This window comes from Peristeroidobacter agariperforans (genome assembly GCF_004138335.1).
Lineage (GTDB): Bacteria > Pseudomonadota > Gammaproteobacteria > Steroidobacterales > Steroidobacteraceae > Steroidobacter > Steroidobacter agariperforans.
The window spans coordinates 61,400-79,014 of record NZ_RYFW01000006.1 but is presented as its reverse complement, the minus strand read 5'-3'; the positions used below and the strand labels follow the sequence as shown (position 1 = coordinate 79,014).

General features: G+C 62.0%; 16 protein-coding genes. 8 read left to right on the top strand and 8 right to left on the bottom strand.

Annotated features, from left to right (window positions below):
* Window positions 1–28 precede the first annotated feature (28 nt).
* Both EK373_RS29605 and EK373_RS29600 read left to right on the top strand, forming a co-directional pair.
* Entirely contained in the window at window positions 29–997 is a 969-nt protein-coding gene (locus EK373_RS29605) for an NAD(P)H-dependent flavin oxidoreductase (RefSeq protein WP_129648697.1), read from the top strand.
* A gap of 7 nt (window positions 998–1,004) precedes the next feature.
* The gene (locus EK373_RS29600) at window positions 1,005–1,898 is read left to right on the top strand and encodes a crotonase/enoyl-CoA hydratase family protein (protein WP_129648695.1); all 894 of its coding nucleotides are present in this window, start codon (window positions 1,005–1,007) and stop codon (window positions 1,896–1,898) included.
* Window positions 1,899–2,207: 309 nt separating this feature from the next.
* Here EK373_RS29600 and leuB read toward each other — a convergent pair whose 3' ends face one another.
* The 6 genes from leuB to EK373_RS34090 form a co-directional block, all read right to left on the bottom strand.
* Window positions 2,208–3,272: a 3-isopropylmalate dehydrogenase gene (leuB, locus tag EK373_RS29595; RefSeq protein WP_129648693.1), complete on the bottom strand. Its 1,065-nt coding sequence runs from the start codon at window positions 3,270–3,272 to the stop codon at window positions 2,208–2,210.
* A gap of 19 nt (window positions 3,273–3,291) precedes the next feature.
* Window positions 3,292–3,870, bottom strand: a complete 579-nt coding sequence (gene leuD, locus EK373_RS29590) for a 3-isopropylmalate dehydratase small subunit (RefSeq protein ID WP_129648691.1) — start codon at window positions 3,868–3,870, stop codon at window positions 3,292–3,294.
* A 10-nt stretch (window positions 3,871–3,880) separates the two neighbouring features.
* Window positions 3,881–5,287 (bottom strand): 3-isopropylmalate dehydratase large subunit, encoded by a 1,407-nt coding sequence (gene leuC, locus EK373_RS29585; RefSeq protein ID WP_129648689.1) that lies wholly within the window; start codon window positions 5,285–5,287, stop codon window positions 3,881–3,883.
* 135 nt (window positions 5,288–5,422) lie between these two features.
* Window positions 5,423–6,385, bottom strand: coding sequence for a branched-chain amino acid transaminase (locus tag EK373_RS29580; RefSeq protein ID WP_407676226.1), 963 nt, complete (start codon window positions 6,383–6,385; stop codon window positions 5,423–5,425).
* A gap of 74 nt (window positions 6,386–6,459) precedes the next feature.
* Window positions 6,460–7,458 carry a ketol-acid reductoisomerase gene (gene ilvC / locus EK373_RS29575; protein ID WP_129648684.1) on the bottom strand — a complete coding sequence of 333 codons (999 nt, stop codon included), beginning with the start codon at window positions 7,456–7,458 and terminating at the stop codon, window positions 6,460–6,462.
* A gap of 131 nt (window positions 7,459–7,589) precedes the next feature.
* The gene (locus EK373_RS34090; protein WP_269813760.1) at window positions 7,590–7,715 is read right to left on the bottom strand and encodes a hypothetical protein; all 126 of its coding nucleotides are present in this window, start codon (window positions 7,713–7,715) and stop codon (window positions 7,590–7,592) included.
* Between the two features lie 175 nt (window positions 7,716–7,890).
* Between EK373_RS34090 and EK373_RS29570 the strand changes: the two genes are divergently transcribed.
* The gene (locus EK373_RS29570; RefSeq protein WP_198683747.1) at window positions 7,891–9,264 is read left to right on the top strand and encodes a leucyl aminopeptidase family protein; all 1,374 of its coding nucleotides are present in this window, start codon (window positions 7,891–7,893) and stop codon (window positions 9,262–9,264) included.
* A gap of 3 nt (window positions 9,265–9,267) precedes the next feature.
* A complete protein-coding gene (locus EK373_RS29565; RefSeq protein WP_129648682.1) occupies window positions 9,268–10,176 on the top strand; it encodes a DMT family transporter in 909 nt (302 codons plus the stop codon).
* Here the strand turns inward: EK373_RS29565 and EK373_RS29560 are convergent.
* Both EK373_RS29560 and EK373_RS29555 read right to left on the bottom strand, forming a co-directional pair.
* The gene (locus tag EK373_RS29560; RefSeq protein ID WP_129648680.1) at window positions 10,130–10,741 is read right to left on the bottom strand and encodes a pseudouridine synthase; all 612 of its coding nucleotides are present in this window, start codon (window positions 10,739–10,741) and stop codon (window positions 10,130–10,132) included. The two genes, EK373_RS29565 and EK373_RS29560, sit on opposite strands and share 47 nt — an antisense overlap.
* A gap of 8 nt (window positions 10,742–10,749) precedes the next feature.
* Window positions 10,750–11,664: a LysR family transcriptional regulator gene (locus EK373_RS29555; protein ID WP_129648678.1), complete on the bottom strand. Its 915-nt coding sequence runs from the start codon at window positions 11,662–11,664 to the stop codon at window positions 10,750–10,752.
* A 101-nt stretch (window positions 11,665–11,765) separates the two neighbouring features.
* Here EK373_RS29555 and aceB point away from each other — a divergent pair, with 101 nt between their 5' ends.
* The 4 genes from aceB (at window position 11,766) to uvrC (ending at window position 17,601) form a co-directional block, all read left to right on the top strand.
* Window positions 11,766–13,370, top strand: coding sequence for a malate synthase A (gene aceB / locus EK373_RS29550; RefSeq protein WP_129648676.1), 1,605 nt, complete (start codon window positions 11,766–11,768; stop codon window positions 13,368–13,370).
* Window positions 13,371–13,414: 44 nt separating this feature from the next.
* The gene (gene aceA, locus EK373_RS29545; protein ID WP_129648674.1) at window positions 13,415–14,701 is read left to right on the top strand and encodes an isocitrate lyase; all 1,287 of its coding nucleotides are present in this window, start codon (window positions 13,415–13,417) and stop codon (window positions 14,699–14,701) included.
* Between the two features lie 233 nt (window positions 14,702–14,934).
* Window positions 14,935–15,732 (top strand): uracil-DNA glycosylase, encoded by a 798-nt coding sequence (locus EK373_RS29540; protein ID WP_129648672.1) that lies wholly within the window; start codon window positions 14,935–14,937, stop codon window positions 15,730–15,732.
* A gap of 36 nt (window positions 15,733–15,768) precedes the next feature.
* The gene (gene uvrC / locus EK373_RS29535) at window positions 15,769–17,601 is read left to right on the top strand and encodes an excinuclease ABC subunit UvrC (RefSeq protein WP_129648670.1); all 1,833 of its coding nucleotides are present in this window, start codon (window positions 15,769–15,771) and stop codon (window positions 17,599–17,601) included.
* The last annotated feature ends 14 nt before the right edge of the window (window positions 17,602–17,615 follow it).

Sequence of the window (17,615 nt, the reverse complement as noted above, 5' to 3'; positions counted from 1 at the left end):
CCTCTCGCCAGACAGGGCCAAGTTTCGCATGAGAACCAGAGTCACCGAGCTGCTCGGTACGCGCTATCCCATCATTCAAGGCGGCATGCAGTGGGTCGGCACTGCGGAACTGGCCTCGGCCGTTTCGAACGCCGGCGCGCTTGGCATCCTCACCGCGCTCACCCAGCCGACGCCGGACGATCTGCGTAAGGAAATCGAGCGCTGCCGGACGATGACGGATCAGCCGTTCGGTGTGAATCTCACGATTCTGCCGGCGATCACGCCGCCGCCGTACGCGGAATATCTGCAGGTCATCATGGACAGCGGCGTCAAGATCGTCGAGACCGCTGGCAACAATCCCAAAGATTTCATCGGCAAGCTCAAAGAGCGCGGCATCAAGGTCGTGCACAAGTGCACGTCGGTGCGTCACGCGTTGTCCGCAGAGCGGGCCGGCGTCGATGCGGTCAGTATCGACGGTTTCGAATGCGCCGGCCACCCCGGTGAAGACGACATTCCCAATTTGATCCTGATTCCTGCCGCCGTGCGTGCACTGAAGATTCCAGTGATTGCATCTGGCGGAATTGGCGATGGGCGCGGCATGGCTGCGGCGTTCGCGCTCGGCGCTCATGGCATCAACATGGGGACGCGCTTCATGGTGACGAAGGAAGCACCGATTCACGACAACATCAAACAAGCTCTGGCCAAGGCCGGCGAGCGCGACACGAACCTGATCTTCCGCACGATGCACAACACGGCACGCGTGTTCAAGAACGCGATCTCGAACGAAGTGGTTTCGATGGAGAAGAAGGGCGCGAAGTTCGAAGAGGTACGGCCGCTGGTGGCGGGCGTGCGCGGCAAGCAGGCGCTCAAGGAAGGAAACATCGACGGCGGCGTTATCAGCGCCGGCATGGTCATCGGGCTGATCGACGACGTTCCGAGCTGTGCCGATCTCGTCGAACGCATCGTCGCCGACTGTCGCGAGCATCTGCGTTCCGCCGCGGCGCTCGTGGCTGTCTGAGGTTGACGTGAACTACCAAACGATCCGTTACGAGGTGAGCGAAGGTATCCTCACGCTCACATTGCACCGTCCAGAGCAGATGAATGCTTTCACGCCGGAGATGGCGGATGAATTGATCGATGCGTTCCAGCGCGCGAGTAATGACGATGCTGTCCGCGCCATTATTGTCACCGGCGCGGGCAAGGCGTTCTGCGCTGGCATGGACTTGTCGGCGGTAGGCAATGTGTTTGGACTGAACGAGTCGCTGCGGCCGACGCTCGAGGACATGCACGAGCGCTTCGACGATCCGGCCATCGTGCAGTCCGTTCGCGACACAGGCGGCCGGGTCACCCTGGCGATTTACGAGTGCACCAAGCCGGTGATCTGCGCGATCAACGGTGCTGCGGTCGGTATTGGCGCGACCATGACCCTGGCCATGGATATCCGGCTGGCGTCCGACAGGGCGCGGATCGGGTTCGTGTTCGGAAAGATCGGCATCGTTCCGGAAGCCTGTTCCTCTTGGTTCCTGCCCCGGATCGTCGGAATTCAGCAGGCGCTGGAATGGGTTTATACCGCGGACATCTTCGATGCCCAGGAGGCCCTGCGCGGCCGACTCGTCAGGTCGATCCATCCAGCGGAACAGCTCCTGCACGAGGCGCGCAAGTTGGCCCACAAGATTGTCGACAATCGGTCGCCGGTAGCGCTGGCGCTGGCTCGGCAGATGCTTTACCGGAATGCTGCCCAGGCCCATCCGGTCGAGGCGCACCGGATCGACTCACTGAGTATGTTTTACACGAGTATCGCCGACGGCAAGGAAGGAGTGCGGTCGTTCCTGGAAAAGCGGACGCCCGAGTTTAGGACCCGGGTGAGTGCCGACCTGCCACCCTTTTATAAGGAGTGGGTCTCGGGCGGCAGACCATGAAAGCTGTAGATAAAAACAGGCCGGCGCTAGGCCGGCCTGGGATGTGGCAACTTAAGACTTACGTCGTGGCGGCATCGGTTTGAGCCGATACCGACCTTGGGGACTAACCCGACACGAGTCCCGTTTCCACCAAAGACACCTCGACCGTAGTGGCCGAGACATGGAGATTTGCCCGAAGGCGGAAGCGGCGGAAGAGATCGAATCCGTCGCTTGGGACAGATCATAACCGGTTCGCCCGGATTGTGGTCAAGATTATTCTGCGACCGGCTGAAAACTTTTTCGTTCGAAGGAAATCAACGACTTAGCGTTCTACTTCAGGAGTTTGGCCAGCACCGCGTCACCCGCCTGAACGGTGCTCGCCGGCTGCGAGCCGGCGGCAATATCGGCCGTCCGGACGCCCTCCGAAATGACCTCTGCGACTGCCGTTTCGACCGCCGCGGCCTCCCTCGGCAGGTCGAGCGAATGGCGCAGGAGCATCGCAACGCTGAGGATGGTGCCGTACGGATTCGCGATGCCCTTGCCCGCGATGTCGGGCGCCGAACCATGGATGGGTTCATACAAACCCAGCTTGCCGGCGCCGAGCGAAGCGGATGGCAACAGGCCGAGCGAGCCGGCGAGCATCGACGCTTCGTCGGTGAGGATGTCGCCAAACATATTTTCGGTGAGCACGACGTCGAAGTGAGCGGGCTTGCGGATCAACAGCATCGCCGCGGAGTCGACCAACTGATGCTCGTACTTCACGTCCGGGAATTCCTCATTGAGCACTTTCTCGACCGTGCTACGCCACAGCCGCGATGTTTCCAACACGTTCGCTTTGTCGACCGACGTGATGAATTTGCGTCGGCCACGCGCGAGATTGCCGGCAACGCGGGTGACGCGAGTGATCTCTTCGACCGAGTAGGTGCACAGGTCGCTTGCCGAATTCTCTGTGCGGGTCTTCTCACCGAAGTAGATGCCGCCGGTCAGCTCACGCACGACCATGATGTCGGTGCCCTTGAGTACTTCAGGCTTGAGCGGCGAGGCGTCGAGCAACTCGGCGTGCAGCGAGACCGGGCGCAAGTTTGCAAACAAGCCCAGCGCCTTGCGTAGCGCGAGCAAGCCTTGCTCGGGACGGATCTTCGCATTCGGGTCGGACCACTTCGGACCGCCCACCGCGCCCAGCAGTACGGCGTCAGCAGTGCCGCACGCGGATGTCGTTTGCGAGGGCAGAGCGCTTTGTGTTGCATCGATCGCGGCGCCGCCGATCAAGTGGTGCTCGAACTTGAAATCGTGTCCGTAGCGGCTGGCAATCGCCTCCAGCACGCGTACGCCCTGTTGAGTGACTTCAGGGCCGATGCCGTCGCCGCCCAAAACCACGATGCTTGCTTTGGTCATAGAAACTATCTTGCGCTGATCAGTAGGTGCGTGCGGCTTCGTAACGCTCGATCGCCGGCGCTTGTTGCAGCAGGAAGCCGAGCTCGTCGACGCCGTTCATCAGGCACACGCGCGCGAAGCCTTCGATGGGGAATTTTGCGGTGGCGCCGGTCGGCAACGCGAGTGTGGTCGTTTCCAGGTCGATCTTTACGTTCGCACCTGGATGGTTCATCAGCCACTGATGCGTCTGGTCATCGACGACGATGGGCAGCAGGCCGTTCTTCAGCGAGTTGCTGCGGAAGATGTCGGCGATCTCGGTGCTGATGACGGCGCGGAAACCGAAGTCCAGCAAGGCCCAGGGCGCGTGCTCGCGCGATGAGCCGCAGCCGAAGTTGCGGCCTGCGACCAGGACCCCACAGCCGGCGACCTCCGGCTTGTTCAGGATGAAGTCGCTCTTCACGGCGCCGTTTGCGTCGTAACGCCAATCGGCGAAGGCCTGTTTGCCCAGGCCTTCACGCGTCGTCGTGGTGAGGAAACGTGCGGGAATGATCTGGTCGGTGTCGATGTTCGTCACCGGAATGACGACGGTGCGAGACTCGATCGTGCGAATGGGTTGCATGGTCGGGCGCTCAGTTAGGGAGGTAGGCGCGAGGATCGGCGATCTTGCCGGCGATCGCTGCGGCAGCCGCTGTCGCGGGACTCGCGAGCAACGTGCGTGCGCCCGCGCCTTGACGACCTTCGAAGTTGCGATTGCTCGTGCTCACGGCGTATTCACCGCGAGCGGCGGTGTCGCCGTTCATGCCGATGCACATCGAGCAACCTGACTCACGCCATTGCGCGCCAGCTTCGGTGAAGATCTTGTCGAGGCCGAGACGCTCGGCTTCGCGCTTCACCTGCTGCGAGCCTGGCACCACGAGCATGCGAACGCCGCTCGCAACCTTGCGGCCCTTCAGCACGCCCGCTGCGAGCTCCAGATCGGACAAGCGTCCGTTCGTGCAACTGCCGATGAACACGACCTGGATGGGTTTGCCGACCATCGGCTCGCCGCCATTCAAGCCCATGTAGTTCAGCGCTTTCGCGTGCACGGGATCGTTCGCGACTTCGGGCACTTTGCCGCTGATGGGCACGACCATGCCCGGGTGCGTGCCGTAGCTGATCATGGGCTCGAGCTTGCTGGCGTCGATGCTGACGACGCGATCGAACTGCGCGCCCGGATCGGTTTTCAATTCACGCCAGCGCGCGACGGCTTCGTCCCAGGCTTTGCCCTGGGGCGCGAAGCGACGGCCTTTGAGATACGCGAACGTCGTTTCGTCCGGCGCGATCATGCCGGCGCGCGCACCGGCTTCGATGGACATGTTGCAAACGGTCATGCGCTCTTCCATCGACAGCGCTTCGATGGCCGAGCCGCGATATTCGATGACGTAGCCGGTGCCGCCGGATACGCCGATCTCGCCGATGATGGCGAGGATGAGATCTTTCGCCGTCACGCCGGGACGCAGCTTGCCAGTGACTTCGATGGCGAGCGTCTTCGGGCGGCGCTGTAACAAACATTGCGTCGCGAGCACGTGGCCCACTTCGGTGGTGCCGATGCCGAAGGCGAGGGCGCCAAACGCACCGTGCGTCGCTGTGTGGCTGTCGCCGCACACGATGGTCTTGCCGGGCTGAGTCGCGCCGAGCTCCGGGCCGATCACGTGCACGATGCCGCGGGTGTCTCGATCGAGGCCGTGCAGCTCGATGCCAAACTCACGGCAGTTCTTCTCGAGCTCTTTCACCTGACGCGCGGCCGATTCGACCTTGATCGGCACGCGACCGAACACCTCATCGGGATCGGTGGGCGTGGAGTGGTCCATGGTCGCCAGCACGCGATCGGGCCGACGGACTTTCAGATTCTGGGCACGCAGCACCGAGAACGCCTGAGGCGAAGTGACTTCGTGAACGAGGTGCAGGTCGATGTACAGCACCGCCGGGGTGTCGGCGGACTCGGGCACGACCTGGTGCTGTTCCCAGACTTTTTCGAACAGGGTCTTGGCGGACATGGAGCTAGACCGATACAGGGTGAAGCGCCAAGCATGCCAGGGGCCAGGATCGGCAGGGCTGACCATTCCCGAACGGGCCATCGCCAGCAGAGATGGAGCGCCGCCATTGCAGCGGCGCCCGTACGAATCAAACGCTTAGGCGCCTACCGCCTGCTTCGAACCGTCCTCGCATCGCTCCAGCCAGCCCCACTTGTCCGCGGTCTTGCCCGTGAACAAACCAAAAAACGCTGTCTGGATGGCCTCGGTGATCGGGCCGCGCTTGCCGGCGCCGACGTTGATCTTGTCCACCGAGCGCACCGGTGTGATCTCGGCTGCCGTGCCGGTCATGAAGATCTCATCCGCGAGGTAGAGGAACTCACGAGGCAACGGTTGCTCGCGGACTTCGAAACCATGGGAGCGCGCCAGCGTGATGATGCTGTCGCGCGTGATGCCTTGGAGAATCGAGTTCGCGAGACCCGGCGTGTAGATCACGCCGTCGCGGATCACGAACAGATTTTCGCCTGCACCTTCGCTCACCGTGCCATCGACGCCGAGGCCAATGCCTTCGGCAAAGCCAAGCCGCTTCGCTTCCATGCTGATCAGCTGGCTCGACAGGTAGTTGCCGGCGGCCTTGCCCAGCGCCGGAATCGTGTTCGGCGCAAGGCGCTGCCACGACGACACCATCACATCGACGCCATTCTCCAAACCTTCAGAGCCGAGATACGAGCCCCATTCGAAGGCCGCGACCACGGTGTCGATCGGTGGCGCGATCTTGGGCGCGACGCCGATTTCGCCGTAGCTGCGAAACGCGAACGGCCGCAGGTAAGCGCCGTTGGTGAGGCCGTTGACGTTGATGATCTCCTTGCACGCCGCGCTGATCTGCTCGGGCGTATAGGGGATCTCGATGGAATAAATTTTCGCCGAGTCGAACAGCCGGCGGGTGTGATCCTTCAAACGAAAAATCACCGGCCCGTTCGGCGTCGGATAAGCGCGCTCGCCTTCGAATACCGTCGAGCCGTAGTGCAGCGCGTGGGCCAGTACGTGTACCGTGGCTTTTTCCCAGGGCACGAGCTTGCCGTTGTACCAGATGTGTTTCGCTGCACTGATGGGCATCGTCAGGTTCTCCTTTAGCGAGGTCCGTAGCCGAAAACGGCGCCCGAAGGCGCCGTTTCCAGATACTGAGGTTTTAAAAATTAAGCTTTCTCTTCCTGCAGCCAAGGCATGCGCTCACGCAGCTTGGCGCCGACCTTCTCGATCTTGTGCGTGTAGTCCGCCTTCATGAGCTTGTTGTACTTCTTGCGGCCGCTCTTGTTCTCGGCGATCCACTGACGGGCGAACTTGCCGTCCTGAATCTCCTTGAGCACCTTCTTCATTTCCTTCTTCGTGCTGCGGTTCACGATGCGTGGGCCGCGGGTGAGGTCGCCGTACTTGGCGGTCTCGGAAATGAACTGGTGCATCTTGGTCAGGCCGCCTTCGTGCAGCAGGTCGACGATCAGCTTCAGCTCGTGCAAGCACTCGTAGTAGGCGACTTCAGGCTGATAGCCGGCTTCCACCAGCGTCTCGAACCCCTTCACCACCAGCTCGGTCGCGCCGCCGCACAGCACAGCCTGTTCGCCGAACAGATCGGTCTCGGTTTCTTCGGCGAAGGTCGTGGTCAGCACGCCGCCGCGAGTGCCGCCGATGCCATCGGCGTAGGCGAGGGCAATGGCTTTCGCCTGCTTGTTCACGTCCTGATACACAGCGAGCAGCGACGGCACGCCGCGACCCTGCTGATACTGACGGCGCACCAGGCCGCCCGGACCCTTCGGCGCGATCAGCACCACGTTCAGATCCTTGCGCGGCTTGATCTGCTTGAAGTGGATGTTGAAACCGTGGGCGAACAGGATGGTGGCGCCCTGTTTGATGTTGCCGATCACGTCCTTGTACAGATCTTTCTGGGTGAGATCCGGGGTGAGGAAGGCGATCAGGTCGGCGTTCTTCACGGCCTCGGTCGGCTCGGCGACTTCCAGGCCGTCCTTCTTCGCCTTGGCGAAGCTGTCACCGGACTTGCGCACGCCGACGATCACGTCATAGCCGCTGTCCTTCAGGTTGAGCGCATGCGCACGACCCTGGCTGCCATAGCCGAGGATGGCGATACGGGCCTTGGCCAAGGCCTTTTTGTTAACGTCCTTCTGCGAGTAGATCTGCGGCATTGTCGCTCTCCGAATAAAACAAGCTAAAAAGCGTGTGTGTGTTGAAAGAAATCTGTATCTCAAAAACGAGCGAACCCCGCCTCGGGCTGGCCGGTGCGGGGTTCGTGTGGCGAATCTCTATCCTGTGGTGATCAGACGCCGGTCCCGCACTCGACCCGCCGCAGCAGGCCGGAGACGACTACACGCTCTACTACAACGATCGCGGCGATCGTTGCGAGGCCGACAATCTCGGCGGAGGCGTGTGTGACAGCGGGCATGGCCTAACTTGTAACGACGGTAAAAACGGTGCGTGCGTCTGAATTGATGCGTTAAAGCCTGTAAATGGCACCATACGGCTGCGTAACTTGTCAAGCTGCGCTACTCTTGTGAGCGCTGCGTCACGCTGTGACCAGCATGTGAACAAGCAGCCCACCGCTATCGATCGGCACCGTCGTGACCACCATTTCCATTCCTTTGCACCTGCTCCACGAAGATGAGTTCGAGCAGTGGCGGACGGCTCAAGAAGAGCCGGTGCGCAACTGGGCCGCGACTCACAGCTTCAAGGCCGAACGAAACAAAACGCTGTTGCTGCCGGGCCCGCAGGGCCGGCCGGTGGCGGTGATCGTCGGCGTCGGCAAGCAAAATCCCCGTGAAGAGCAGAGCTACTGGATCGGTGCGGGTCTCGCCGACCGGCTGCCCGATGGCCAGTACCATCTTGCGACCTCATTGCCGGCTCGCGCCGCGACTCGGTTCGCCGCCGGCTGGGCGTACGGACAATATCGTTTCGAACGTTACAAGCGCGGTGGTCCGCAACGCTCGGTGCAGTTACGACTGCCCGAGGGCGCAGATGCCTCGGAGGTGGAAAGATTGAAGTCCGCGAGCTCGCTCGCGCGCGACCTGATCAATACGCCTGCCAACGACATGTCGCCCGAAGCGCTGGCGCAGGCGGCGGTGGAAGTCGCTCGACGCCATGGAGCGCGCCATCGAGTCATCATCGGCGATGACCTGTTGAAAGAACGGTTGCCCGCCGTGCACGCGGTCGGCCGGGCCGCCGCGGTCGCGCCGAGGCTGGTCGATATCGAATGGGGCGATGCCTCGAAGCCGAAAGTGACTTTGGTGGGCAAGGGCGTCTGTTTCGACACCGGCGGCCTGGACATCAAGCCTGGCGCTTCGATGTTGCTGATGAAAAAAGACATGGGCGGCGCCGCGGTCGCGCTGGCGCTGGCGCAGACCATCATGGATGCGAAGCTGCCGGTGCGATTGCGTGTGATCCTGCCGATGGTCGAGAACTCGATCGCGGGCAACGCCTTCCGTCCCGGGGACGTGCTCGGCACGCGCAAAGGTTTGACGGTGGAAGTCGGCAACACGGACGCGGAAGGACGTTTGATCCTTTGTGACGCGTTGACGCTGGCCGATGAAGAGCAACCGGACGTGCTGATCGACACGGCGACGTTGACCGGCGCGGCGCGAGTGGCTCTGGGCCCGGAGTTGCCGGCGTTGTACAGCAACGATGACTCGGCGGCCGAAGAACTGTTACGCGCCGGCGCCGCCGAGTCCGATCCCTTGTGGCGACTGCCCTTGTGGGCGGGTTACGACGATGAGCTGTCGAGCAAAATCGCCGACATGAACAACGTATCCACTTCGGGCTTCTCGGGCTCCATCATCGCGGGCCTGTTCCTGCGTCGCTTCGTGAGCAATGCGCGCACCTGGCTGCACCTCGATCTGTATGCATGGAATGGCAAAGAACGCCCGGGCCGACCGGTCGGCGCGGAACCGCAGACGGTTCGTGCGTTATATGCATTCCTCAAACAGCGATATGTGCGTTGATTGATGGTTGCAAGCTCTACCAGCGGCGTCGTTGACACGTCGATCGCGCCCCGGCATCTGGTCCTGCTGGTTCTGATGAACCTCGTGTGGGGTTTGAATCTGATCGCGTCCAAGATTGGCGTCGCGCAATTTCCACCCATTCTGTTCACAGCGATGCGCTTCGGCTCGCTGGCGCTGTTTCTGTTGCCGTTGTTGAGGATTCATCGCGGCCAGATGGGTAATTTGTTCCTGGCTGCCATGCTGACCGGGCCGGCTGCGTTTTCGCTGTTGTTCCTCGGCGTGTATTACGCGGAAGATGCGGCGACGGTTGCGATCGCCAGTCAAATGAGCGTGCCGATTTCGACGTTGCTGTCGATCTGGCTGCTCGGCGAGACCATTCGGTGGCGTCGTACGCTGGGTATCTCGCTCGCGTTCGGCGGTATGGTGATCATCAGCTTCGATCCGCGCGTGTTTGCATATTGGGAAGGCCTGGCGCTGGTCGTCGCATCGACGTTTTTCGGCGCGCTCGGGTTGATCTTTGTAAAGCGCCTACACAACATCAAAGCGCTGGAATTGCAGTCCTGGATCGCGGTGGCCGGCGGTTCGACGCTGATGCTGCTGAGCCTGCTGTTCGAGCAAGGTCAGTGGGAGGCCATTCAGGCAGCGGACTGGAGGGCGTGGACGGCGCTGGCGTTCACGACCTTGATGTCGAGCCTGCTCGCTCATACGGCGTGGTACTACCTCGTCAGTAAATATCCGGTGACGAGTCTGTCGCCAGTTACGCTGCTCTCGCCGCTGTTCGGCATTTTCTTCGGTGTGACCCTGCTAAACGATCAACTGACGGCGCGTATGTTGCTCGGTGGCGCCGTGACGCTGATCGGCGTGTTCATCGTCGTGATGCGCGAGAAGAGGCTGGTCGATACAGGGACTTGAGGAAGCTCTGGATCTCGGCCGGCTCGACGGCCCGAGATTCGCCGGGCGCGAGTCCTGCCAGCGTCCACGGGCCCACGGACCAGCGGATCAATCGCAGCGTCGGCAGGTTCACGGCCGCCGTCATGCGTCGTACCTGACGATTGCGACCTTCGCGAATCGTGAGTTTCAACCAGTTCGTTGGAATGGCTTTGCGAAACCGGATCGGTGGCTCGCGCGACCAGAGCCATTCGGGCTCATCCATGCGTTCGGCGCCTGCCGGCAACGTCATTCCATCATTCAGCTTCACGCCTCGGCGCAGCTGGGCGAGGGCGTCCTCGTCGATGTCGCCTTCGACCTGCGCGAAGTAGGTCTTCTCTTGTTTCCAGCGCGGATCGGCGAGCTTTGTTTGTAACGGCCCGGAGTCGGTCAGCAGGACCAAACCTTCGCTGTCGTAGTCGAGTCGCCCGGCCGGTCGCATCCCGGGTGCGTGTACGAAATCGCGCAACGTGGCCTTGCCGTCCTCACTGGTGAACTGAGTGAGCACGCGGAATGGCTTGTTGAGCAACAGCAGGGCGGGCGAATCCATCGGCAGAATCAAATGCTTTCGGCGCTGGTGCGCACCAGATCGATGAAGCGTTGCACGGCGGCGGCATTTTCGCCATGACGACAAGCGAGAATCAGCGGCGCGGTGAGCTGCGGCATGTCTTCGAGCTTGCGATAGACGATGCCGTCCATCTGCAGTCGCTGCAACGAGGCGGGCACGATCGACACGCCGATGCCGGCGGCCACGAGATTCAACGTCGAAATGATGCGCGGCGCTTCCTGCCCGACGCGTGGACTGAAGCCGGCGCTCTTGCACGTGGCGATGATGGTGTCATACAGGCCCGGGCCGCCGGGCCGCTTGTACAGCACGAATGTTTCTTTAGCGAGCTCGGCCAGCGGCAGCAGCACGCTACGACTGAAACTGCTGCGACGAGCGAAGATATGACCGGTCGGCAGAGCCACGAGCATTTTCTCTTCCAACAACGGTCGCACGGTGAGCCCGACGACATCCGCGACCGGCGAACGGATGAACGCCGCATCGATGTCTTCGTTGTGCAGGCCCTGCACCAGCTCGCTGCTGCCGCTTTCCTCGAGCACCAGAGAAACCAGCGGGGCGGCTTCACGAAACGCTCGTAACACCCGGGGCACGAACGGATGAAAGGGGGCCGAACTGGTGAAGCCTACGACCACTCGGCCTTCCTCGCCGCGGGCCGTGCGCCGAGTGGTCGCGACTGCCCGGTCCACCTCGTCCAGGATGCCGCGGGCCCGATCGAGGAAGGCCAGGCCGGCATCGGTCAATTCGACCCCGCGCGGCTGGCGGCGGAATAGCTGGACGTCCAGCTCCCGTTCCAGCGCCCGGATCTGCATGGAGAGCGGGGGCTGCTGAATGCCCAGCCTCTCGGCCGCCCGGGTCATGTGCTTTTCTTCAGCTACAGCAATGAAGTAGCGCAAATGTCTCAGTTCCATCCTGAGATATGTATCAGATATCGGTTTCTAACTCACCATATATTTTACCCACAGGGAGGAAATCGCTAAGGTGCTCCCACTTTCGCAAATGGGGAGAGTCAATGGCGACCAATCCGGCGGTGAGCTCGACTGTGGGCACCGAGATCCGCGGGGCACTGCAGCCCGGCTATGACTCGATTTTGACCCCCGCCGCCCTGGAGTTCGTCGCCGACCTGACGCGTCGCTTTGGCGATCGCGTGACCACTCTTCTTGATGCGCGCGCGGCCCGCCAACGCCAATTGGACGGCGGCGCCTTGCCGGACTTCCTGCCCGAGACCCGCAGTGTTCGCGAAGGCAATTGGCGCGTGACTTCGATTCCCGCCGATCTGCAGGACCGTCGCGTGGAGATCACGGGTCCGACCGATCGCAAGATGATCATCAATGCGCTCAACTCGGGCGCGAAAGTCTTCATGGCCGACTGCGAAGACTCGATGACGCCGACCTGGGACAACGTCGTGCAGGGCCAGATCAATCTGCGCGATGCGGTGAACCGCTCGATCTCCTTTACCAATCCCGACGGCAAGCAGTACCGGCTCAATCCGCAGATCGCGACGCTGATCGTCCGGCCCCGCGGCTGGCACCTGTTCGAGAAACATATATATGTGGACGGTCGTCGCGCGCCGGGTGCGTTCGTCGACTTCGGTCTGTATCTGTTCCATAACCACGCCGCGCTGCAGGCGCGCGGCACCGGTCCGTATTTCTATTTGCCGAAACTCGAAAGTCATCTCGAAGCACGTCTGTGGGCGGATGTGTTCCGCTATGCCGAAGACAAGCTCGGCCTCGCGTCGCAGACCATCAAAGTCACCGTGTTGATCGAGACTATTCTCGCGGCGTTCGAGATGGACGAGATCCTGTTCGAGCTCAAAGATTTCATCGTCGCGCTCAACTGCGGTCGCTGGGACTACATTTTCAGCTTCATCAAGAAGTTCGCGCATCGGCCGGACTTCGTGTTGCCCGACCGGCAGCAGGTGACGATGACCACGCACTTCCTGCGCTCGTATTCGAAGCTCGCAATCCGCACTTGCCATCGCCGGGGCGCGTTCGCGATGGGCGGCATGGCGGCGCAGATCCCGATCAAGAACGATCCGAAAGCCAACGACGAAGCGATTGCCAAGGTGCGCGCGGACAAAGAGCGCGAGGCGGGCGATGGGCACGATGGCACGTGGGTCGCGCATCCCGGCCTGGTGCCGGTGGCGATGGAAGTGTTCGATCGGTTGATGCCGGGGCCGAATCAGCTCACCAAGATCCCGGACGTCGCCGTCACCGCGAAAGATCTGTTACAGATTCCGCAGGGCACGATCACCGAAGCCGGGTTACGCGGCAACGTGAGCGTGTCGATTCAATATCTCGCTGCATGGCTCGGGGGGTTGGGTTGCGTACCCATCAACAACTTGATGGAAGACGCAGCGACTGCGGAAATTTCTCGCGCACAGATCTGGCAATGGATCAAACATCCGGCCGGCGTGCTCGAGGATGGTCGCAAGGTTACGGCCGAGTTGTTTCGTGCGATCACGCGGGAAGAGCTGGGCAAGTTGCGCGCCGCAGTCGGAGAAAAAGCTTTCGCCGCTGGCAACTTCGAGCGCGCCGCGGCGTTGCTCGATGAGATCACCACGGCGCCGGAATTCGAAACGTTCATCACTTTGCCGGCTTACCGGGTCATTCACTGAGCCGTTCCGACCAGTTATTAGTCACTATTCACTTCGAGGTTTTTATGACACTCCCTTCCGCTGAACAACTTCGCAAAGACTGGGAAACCAACCCGCGCTGGAAGGGCGTCGAGCGCCCCTACAAGGCCGAGGATGTGGTGCGTCTGCGTGGCTCCGTGCACATCGAGCACTCGCTGGCTCGCTTGGGCGCCGAGAAGCTGTGGAAGTACGTCAACGAAAAGCCGTTCGTCAATGCGCTCGGCGCGCTGACGGGCAATCAGGCCATGCAGCAGGTGAAGGCGGGCCTGGACGCCATTTATCTGTCCGGCTGGCAGGTTGCCGGTGACGCGAACCTCGCGGGTGAAATGTATCCAGACCAGTCGCTGTATCCGGCGAACTCGGTGCCGCAGGTCGTCAAGCGCATCAACAACACGCTGGTGCGAGCCGATCAGATCACCACCGCGGAAGGCGATAAATCGGTCGACTGGCTGAAGCCCATCGTCGCCGACGCCGAAGCGGGTTTCGGTGGCGTGCTGAATGCGTTCGAGCTGATGAAAGCCATGATCGAAGCGGGCGCCGCCGGCGTGCACTTCGAAGATCAGCTGTCGTCGGCGAAGAAGTGCGGCCACATGGGCGGCAAGGTGCTGGTGCCGACGGCTGAAGCGATCAGCAAGCTCGCCTCTGCGCGTCTTGCGGCCGATACGGCCGGCGTGCCAACCGTGCTTGTCGCTCGTACCGATGCCGAATCGGCGAACCTGCTGACGGCGGATGTGGATGAGCGCGATCGTCCTTTCATCAAGTCGAAGGATCGCACCAGCGAAGGTTTCTTCTACGTGAACGCCGGCCTCGAGCAGGCGATCGCCCGCGGCCTCGCGTATGCGCCTTACTGCGACATGATCTGGTGCGAGACCGGCAAGCCCGATCTGCACGAAGCGAAGCTGTTCGCCGAGGGCATCCACAAGCAATTCCCCGGCAAGCTGCTGGCGTATAACTGCTCGCCGTCGTTCAACTGGAAGAAGAAGCTCGACGACGCCACGATCGCGAAGTTCCAGCGCGAGCTGGGTGCGATGGGCTACAAGTTCCAGTTCATCACGCTGGCCGGCTTCCATGCGCTGAACTACTCGATGTTCCAACTCGCCAAGGGCTACAAGGCGACGCAGATGGCGGCGTACGTGCAGCTGCAGGAGCAGGAGTTCGCGTCGGAGAAGGATGGCTACACCGCCACCAAGCACCAGCGCGAAGTGGGCGCTGGCTACTTCGACGACGTGACCCAGACCGTGACGGCCGGCCAGTCGTCGGTGACGGCGATGAAGGGCTCGACCGAAGAAGAGCAGTTCCACAAAGCGTCTTGATGATTTGATCCACTGCGGCTTCCCTCCCGCTCTATGCCACAGAGAGAGCAGGAAGTGGAGGGAAGCCTGCAGACCTGATTGAACGAGGGATCGGCATCCTGCCACGACCCTCGTGCGAGCTAGCAAAAAGGCGTGACTTTCTGCTGCTCGCCGCCGCCTGAGGCGGCGGGGTACATCCATGTACCCGAAGGTGGCCGGTGCCTGGTCCGGGGCTAGGTCGTTACAATGGGCGGATGAGCAAGCCATCCGCCCGCAAGTCTGCCGCGAAAACCTCGGCAAAACGCGCCGAGCCCATCTCGATTCCCCGCACCCACAAGAGCGCTCCGCTCAAGCAGCTCGCTTTGACCGATGACAACCCTGCGAACGGCTTGTGGCCCTCGGACGGGGAAGTTTTCGACCGCACCTGTACCGACTGCCCACGGTTGGCGGCTTTCCTGGAGGAGGGGCGCAAGCAATATCCCGACTACTATTGCGCGCCGGTCGCGCCGTTCGGCGATCGCAAGGCCCACTTGATCATCATCGGTCTCGCGCCCGGGTTTCACGGCGCCAATGCGACGGGACGGCCGTTCACGGGTGACTATGCGGGTGTGCTGCTGTATCAGACGCTGCACAAGTTCGGCTTTGCGAACAAGCCGGAGTCGGTTCATCGCAACGACGGCTTGAAACTGATCGACGCTCGCATCAGCAACGCAGTGAAGTGCGTCCCGCCGGACAACAAGCCGCTGCCGATCGAGATCACGACCTGCAATCACTATCTCCAAGCGGAACTCGCGACAGCGCCAAAGGGCGTCGTTTTGCTCGCATTGGGCTCGATCGGTCACAACGCCGTCCTTCGCACGCTCGGCCTGAAGGCGAGCAACTATAAGTTCGGTCACGGCGCGGAGTTCAAGCTGCCGGGCGGGCAGTGGTTGATCGACTCGTATCATTGCAGCCGGTACAACACGAATACGCGCAGGCTGACTGAAGAGATGTTCGAGGCGGTGTTTGAGCGGGCCAAGGCGCTCATTGAATCCGTGCCCGGCAATGCCTGACCAGCGTTGACCGGGTACATCCACTAAAATGGCGCCATGACCGGTCCAACGAGCGCCACCTTCGACTCCAAGCTGTTCCTGGCCAATGTGAGCCAGCGCCCCGGCGTCTATCGCATGATAGGCGCCGATGGCGAGGTGCTGTACGTCGGCAAGGCGCGCAATCTCAAGAATCGGCTCACGACCTACTTCGTGGGCAAGGCGCAGGCCGCGAAGACCATGGCGATGGTCTCGCAAGTCGCCAATGTCGAAGTGACGGTGACGGCGTCGGAAACCGAGGCGCTGCTGCTCGAGTACAACTTGATCAAGCGCCATCGGCCGCGCTTCAACGTCACTCTGCGCGACGACAAGAGCTTCCCGTATCTGTACGTCACGACCGAGGACGAATACCCGCGCATCAGCTTCTATCGAGGCAGTCGCAAGCTGCCGGGCCGCTTCTTCGGCCCGTATCCCAACGCTCGAGCGACGCGCGAGACCATCCTGCTCTTGCAGAAGTTGTTCCTGCTGCGCCCCTGCAGCGATTCCTTCTTCGCCAATCGCTCGCGGCCCTGCTTGCAGCACCAGATCAAGCGCTGCTCGGGGCCGTGCGTGCGGCTGATCTCGCCGGAGGAGTATGGCCAGGACGTGAACGATGCAATCAAGGTGCTGGAAGGCAAGGGCGCCGAGCTGATCGACGACCTGGCCCAGCGCATGGAGCAGGCCTCGCAGGAGCTGGAGTTCGAGAAGGCGGCGCGATTGCGCGATCAAATCAATGGCATCAAGGCCATTCACTCCACTCAATCGGTCACACGCAATGCCACCGAGGACATCGACGCCGTCGCGCTCGTGTCTCATGGCAGCGATCACTGCGTCTCCATCGTGTTCGTGCGCGGCGGGCGCAATCTCGGCAGCAGCAACTTTTTCCCGAAGCCAGGCATTGCTGAAGCGGGGGAGTTGCTCTCGGGCTTCCTGGCGCAGTACTACCTGGGGCGCGAGGCGCCGGGCGAGATTCTGATCAACGAACAGATCGAAGACGCGGACACGCTCGAGCAGGCGTTGAGCGAGCGGATGGAGCGGTCGGTGCGCATCCGCCCGAACGTCCGTGGCGTTCGCGCGCGCTGGCTCGAAATGGCGCGCACCAATGCCGAGTTGGGCGTGAAGATGCGCCGGGCCACCGAGGCGACGAGTGTCGAACAGCTGCAAGCGATGCAGGAAGTGTTCAATCTGCCGAATCCACCGGCGCGTATAGAGTGCTTCGACATCAGTCACACGATGGGTGAGCGCACCGTCGCGTCGTGCGTCGTGTTCGGCCCGGAAGGTCCGATCAAGAGCGACTATCGGCGCTTCAACATCGAAGGCATCGCTGGCGGCGACGACTATGGCGCCATGCGCCAGGCGTTGTCGCGACGCTATGCCCGCATCAAGAAGGGCGAAGCGCCGACGCCCGATGTGCTACTGATCGACGGCGGCCCGGGGCAGCTTGCCCAGGCTACGGAAGTGTTGACGCAGTTGGAGATCGATAATGTGTTGATCGCGGGCGTCGCGAAGGGTGCGGACCGCAGGCCGGGACAGGAGCGGTTGTTCCTGCCAGGGCACGAGCTGCCGACCCTGCTGCCTCCGGATTCGCCAGCGCTACACTTGATCCAGCGCGTCCGGGATGAAGCGCATCGATTCGCCATCACTGGCCACCGGGCGCGGCGGGCGAAGGCGCGCACCCAATCCGTGCTCGAGACCGTGCCGGGGTTGGGGCCGCGCAAACGACGGGAACTGCTGCGGCAATTCGGCGGTCTGCAGGGGGTGAGCCGTGCGGGAATCGACGATTTGGCCAAAGTCCACGGCATCAGTCGTAAACTGGCGCAAACGATCTATGACACTTTGCACGCGAACGGCTGAAAAGTCCTTACAAT

What these genes read in the sequence shown, in the direction of transcription:
- EK373_RS29605 (WP_129648697.1), top strand. Translation starts at nt 29, where the DNA reads ATGAGAACCAGAGTCACCGAGCTGCTCGGTACGCGCTATCCCATCATT.
- leuB (WP_129648693.1), bottom strand. Translation starts at nt 3,272, where the DNA reads ATGACCAAAGCAAGCATCGTGGTTTTGGGCGGCGACGGCATCGGCCCT.
- leuD (WP_129648691.1), bottom strand. Translation starts at nt 3,870, where the DNA reads ATGCAACCCATTCGCACGATCGAGTCTCGCACCGTCGTCATTCCGGTG.
- leuC (WP_129648689.1), bottom strand. Translation starts at nt 5,287, where the DNA reads ATGTCCGCCAAGACCCTGTTCGAAAAAGTCTGGGAACAGCACCAGGTC.
- ilvC (WP_129648684.1), bottom strand. Translation starts at nt 7,458, where the DNA reads ATGCCGCAGATCTACTCGCAGAAGGACGTTAACAAAAAGGCCTTGGCC.
- EK373_RS34090 (WP_269813760.1), bottom strand. Translation starts at nt 7,715, where the DNA reads ATGCCCGCTGTCACACACGCCTCCGCCGAGATTGTCGGCCTCGCAACG.
- EK373_RS29565 (WP_129648682.1), top strand. Translation starts at nt 9,268, where the DNA reads ATGGTTGCAAGCTCTACCAGCGGCGTCGTTGACACGTCGATCGCGCCC.
- EK373_RS29560 (WP_129648680.1), bottom strand. Translation starts at nt 10,741, where the DNA reads ATGGATTCGCCCGCCCTGCTGTTGCTCAACAAGCCATTCCGCGTGCTC.
- EK373_RS29555 (WP_129648678.1), bottom strand. Translation starts at nt 11,664, where the DNA reads ATGGAACTGAGACATTTGCGCTACTTCATTGCTGTAGCTGAAGAAAAG.
- aceB (WP_129648676.1), top strand. Translation starts at nt 11,766, where the DNA reads ATGGCGACCAATCCGGCGGTGAGCTCGACTGTGGGCACCGAGATCCGC.
- aceA (WP_129648674.1), top strand. Translation starts at nt 13,415, where the DNA reads ATGACACTCCCTTCCGCTGAACAACTTCGCAAAGACTGGGAAACCAAC.
- EK373_RS29540 (WP_129648672.1), top strand. Translation starts at nt 14,935, where the DNA reads ATGAGCAAGCCATCCGCCCGCAAGTCTGCCGCGAAAACCTCGGCAAAA.
- uvrC (WP_129648670.1), top strand. Translation starts at nt 15,769, where the DNA reads ATGACCGGTCCAACGAGCGCCACCTTCGACTCCAAGCTGTTCCTGGCC.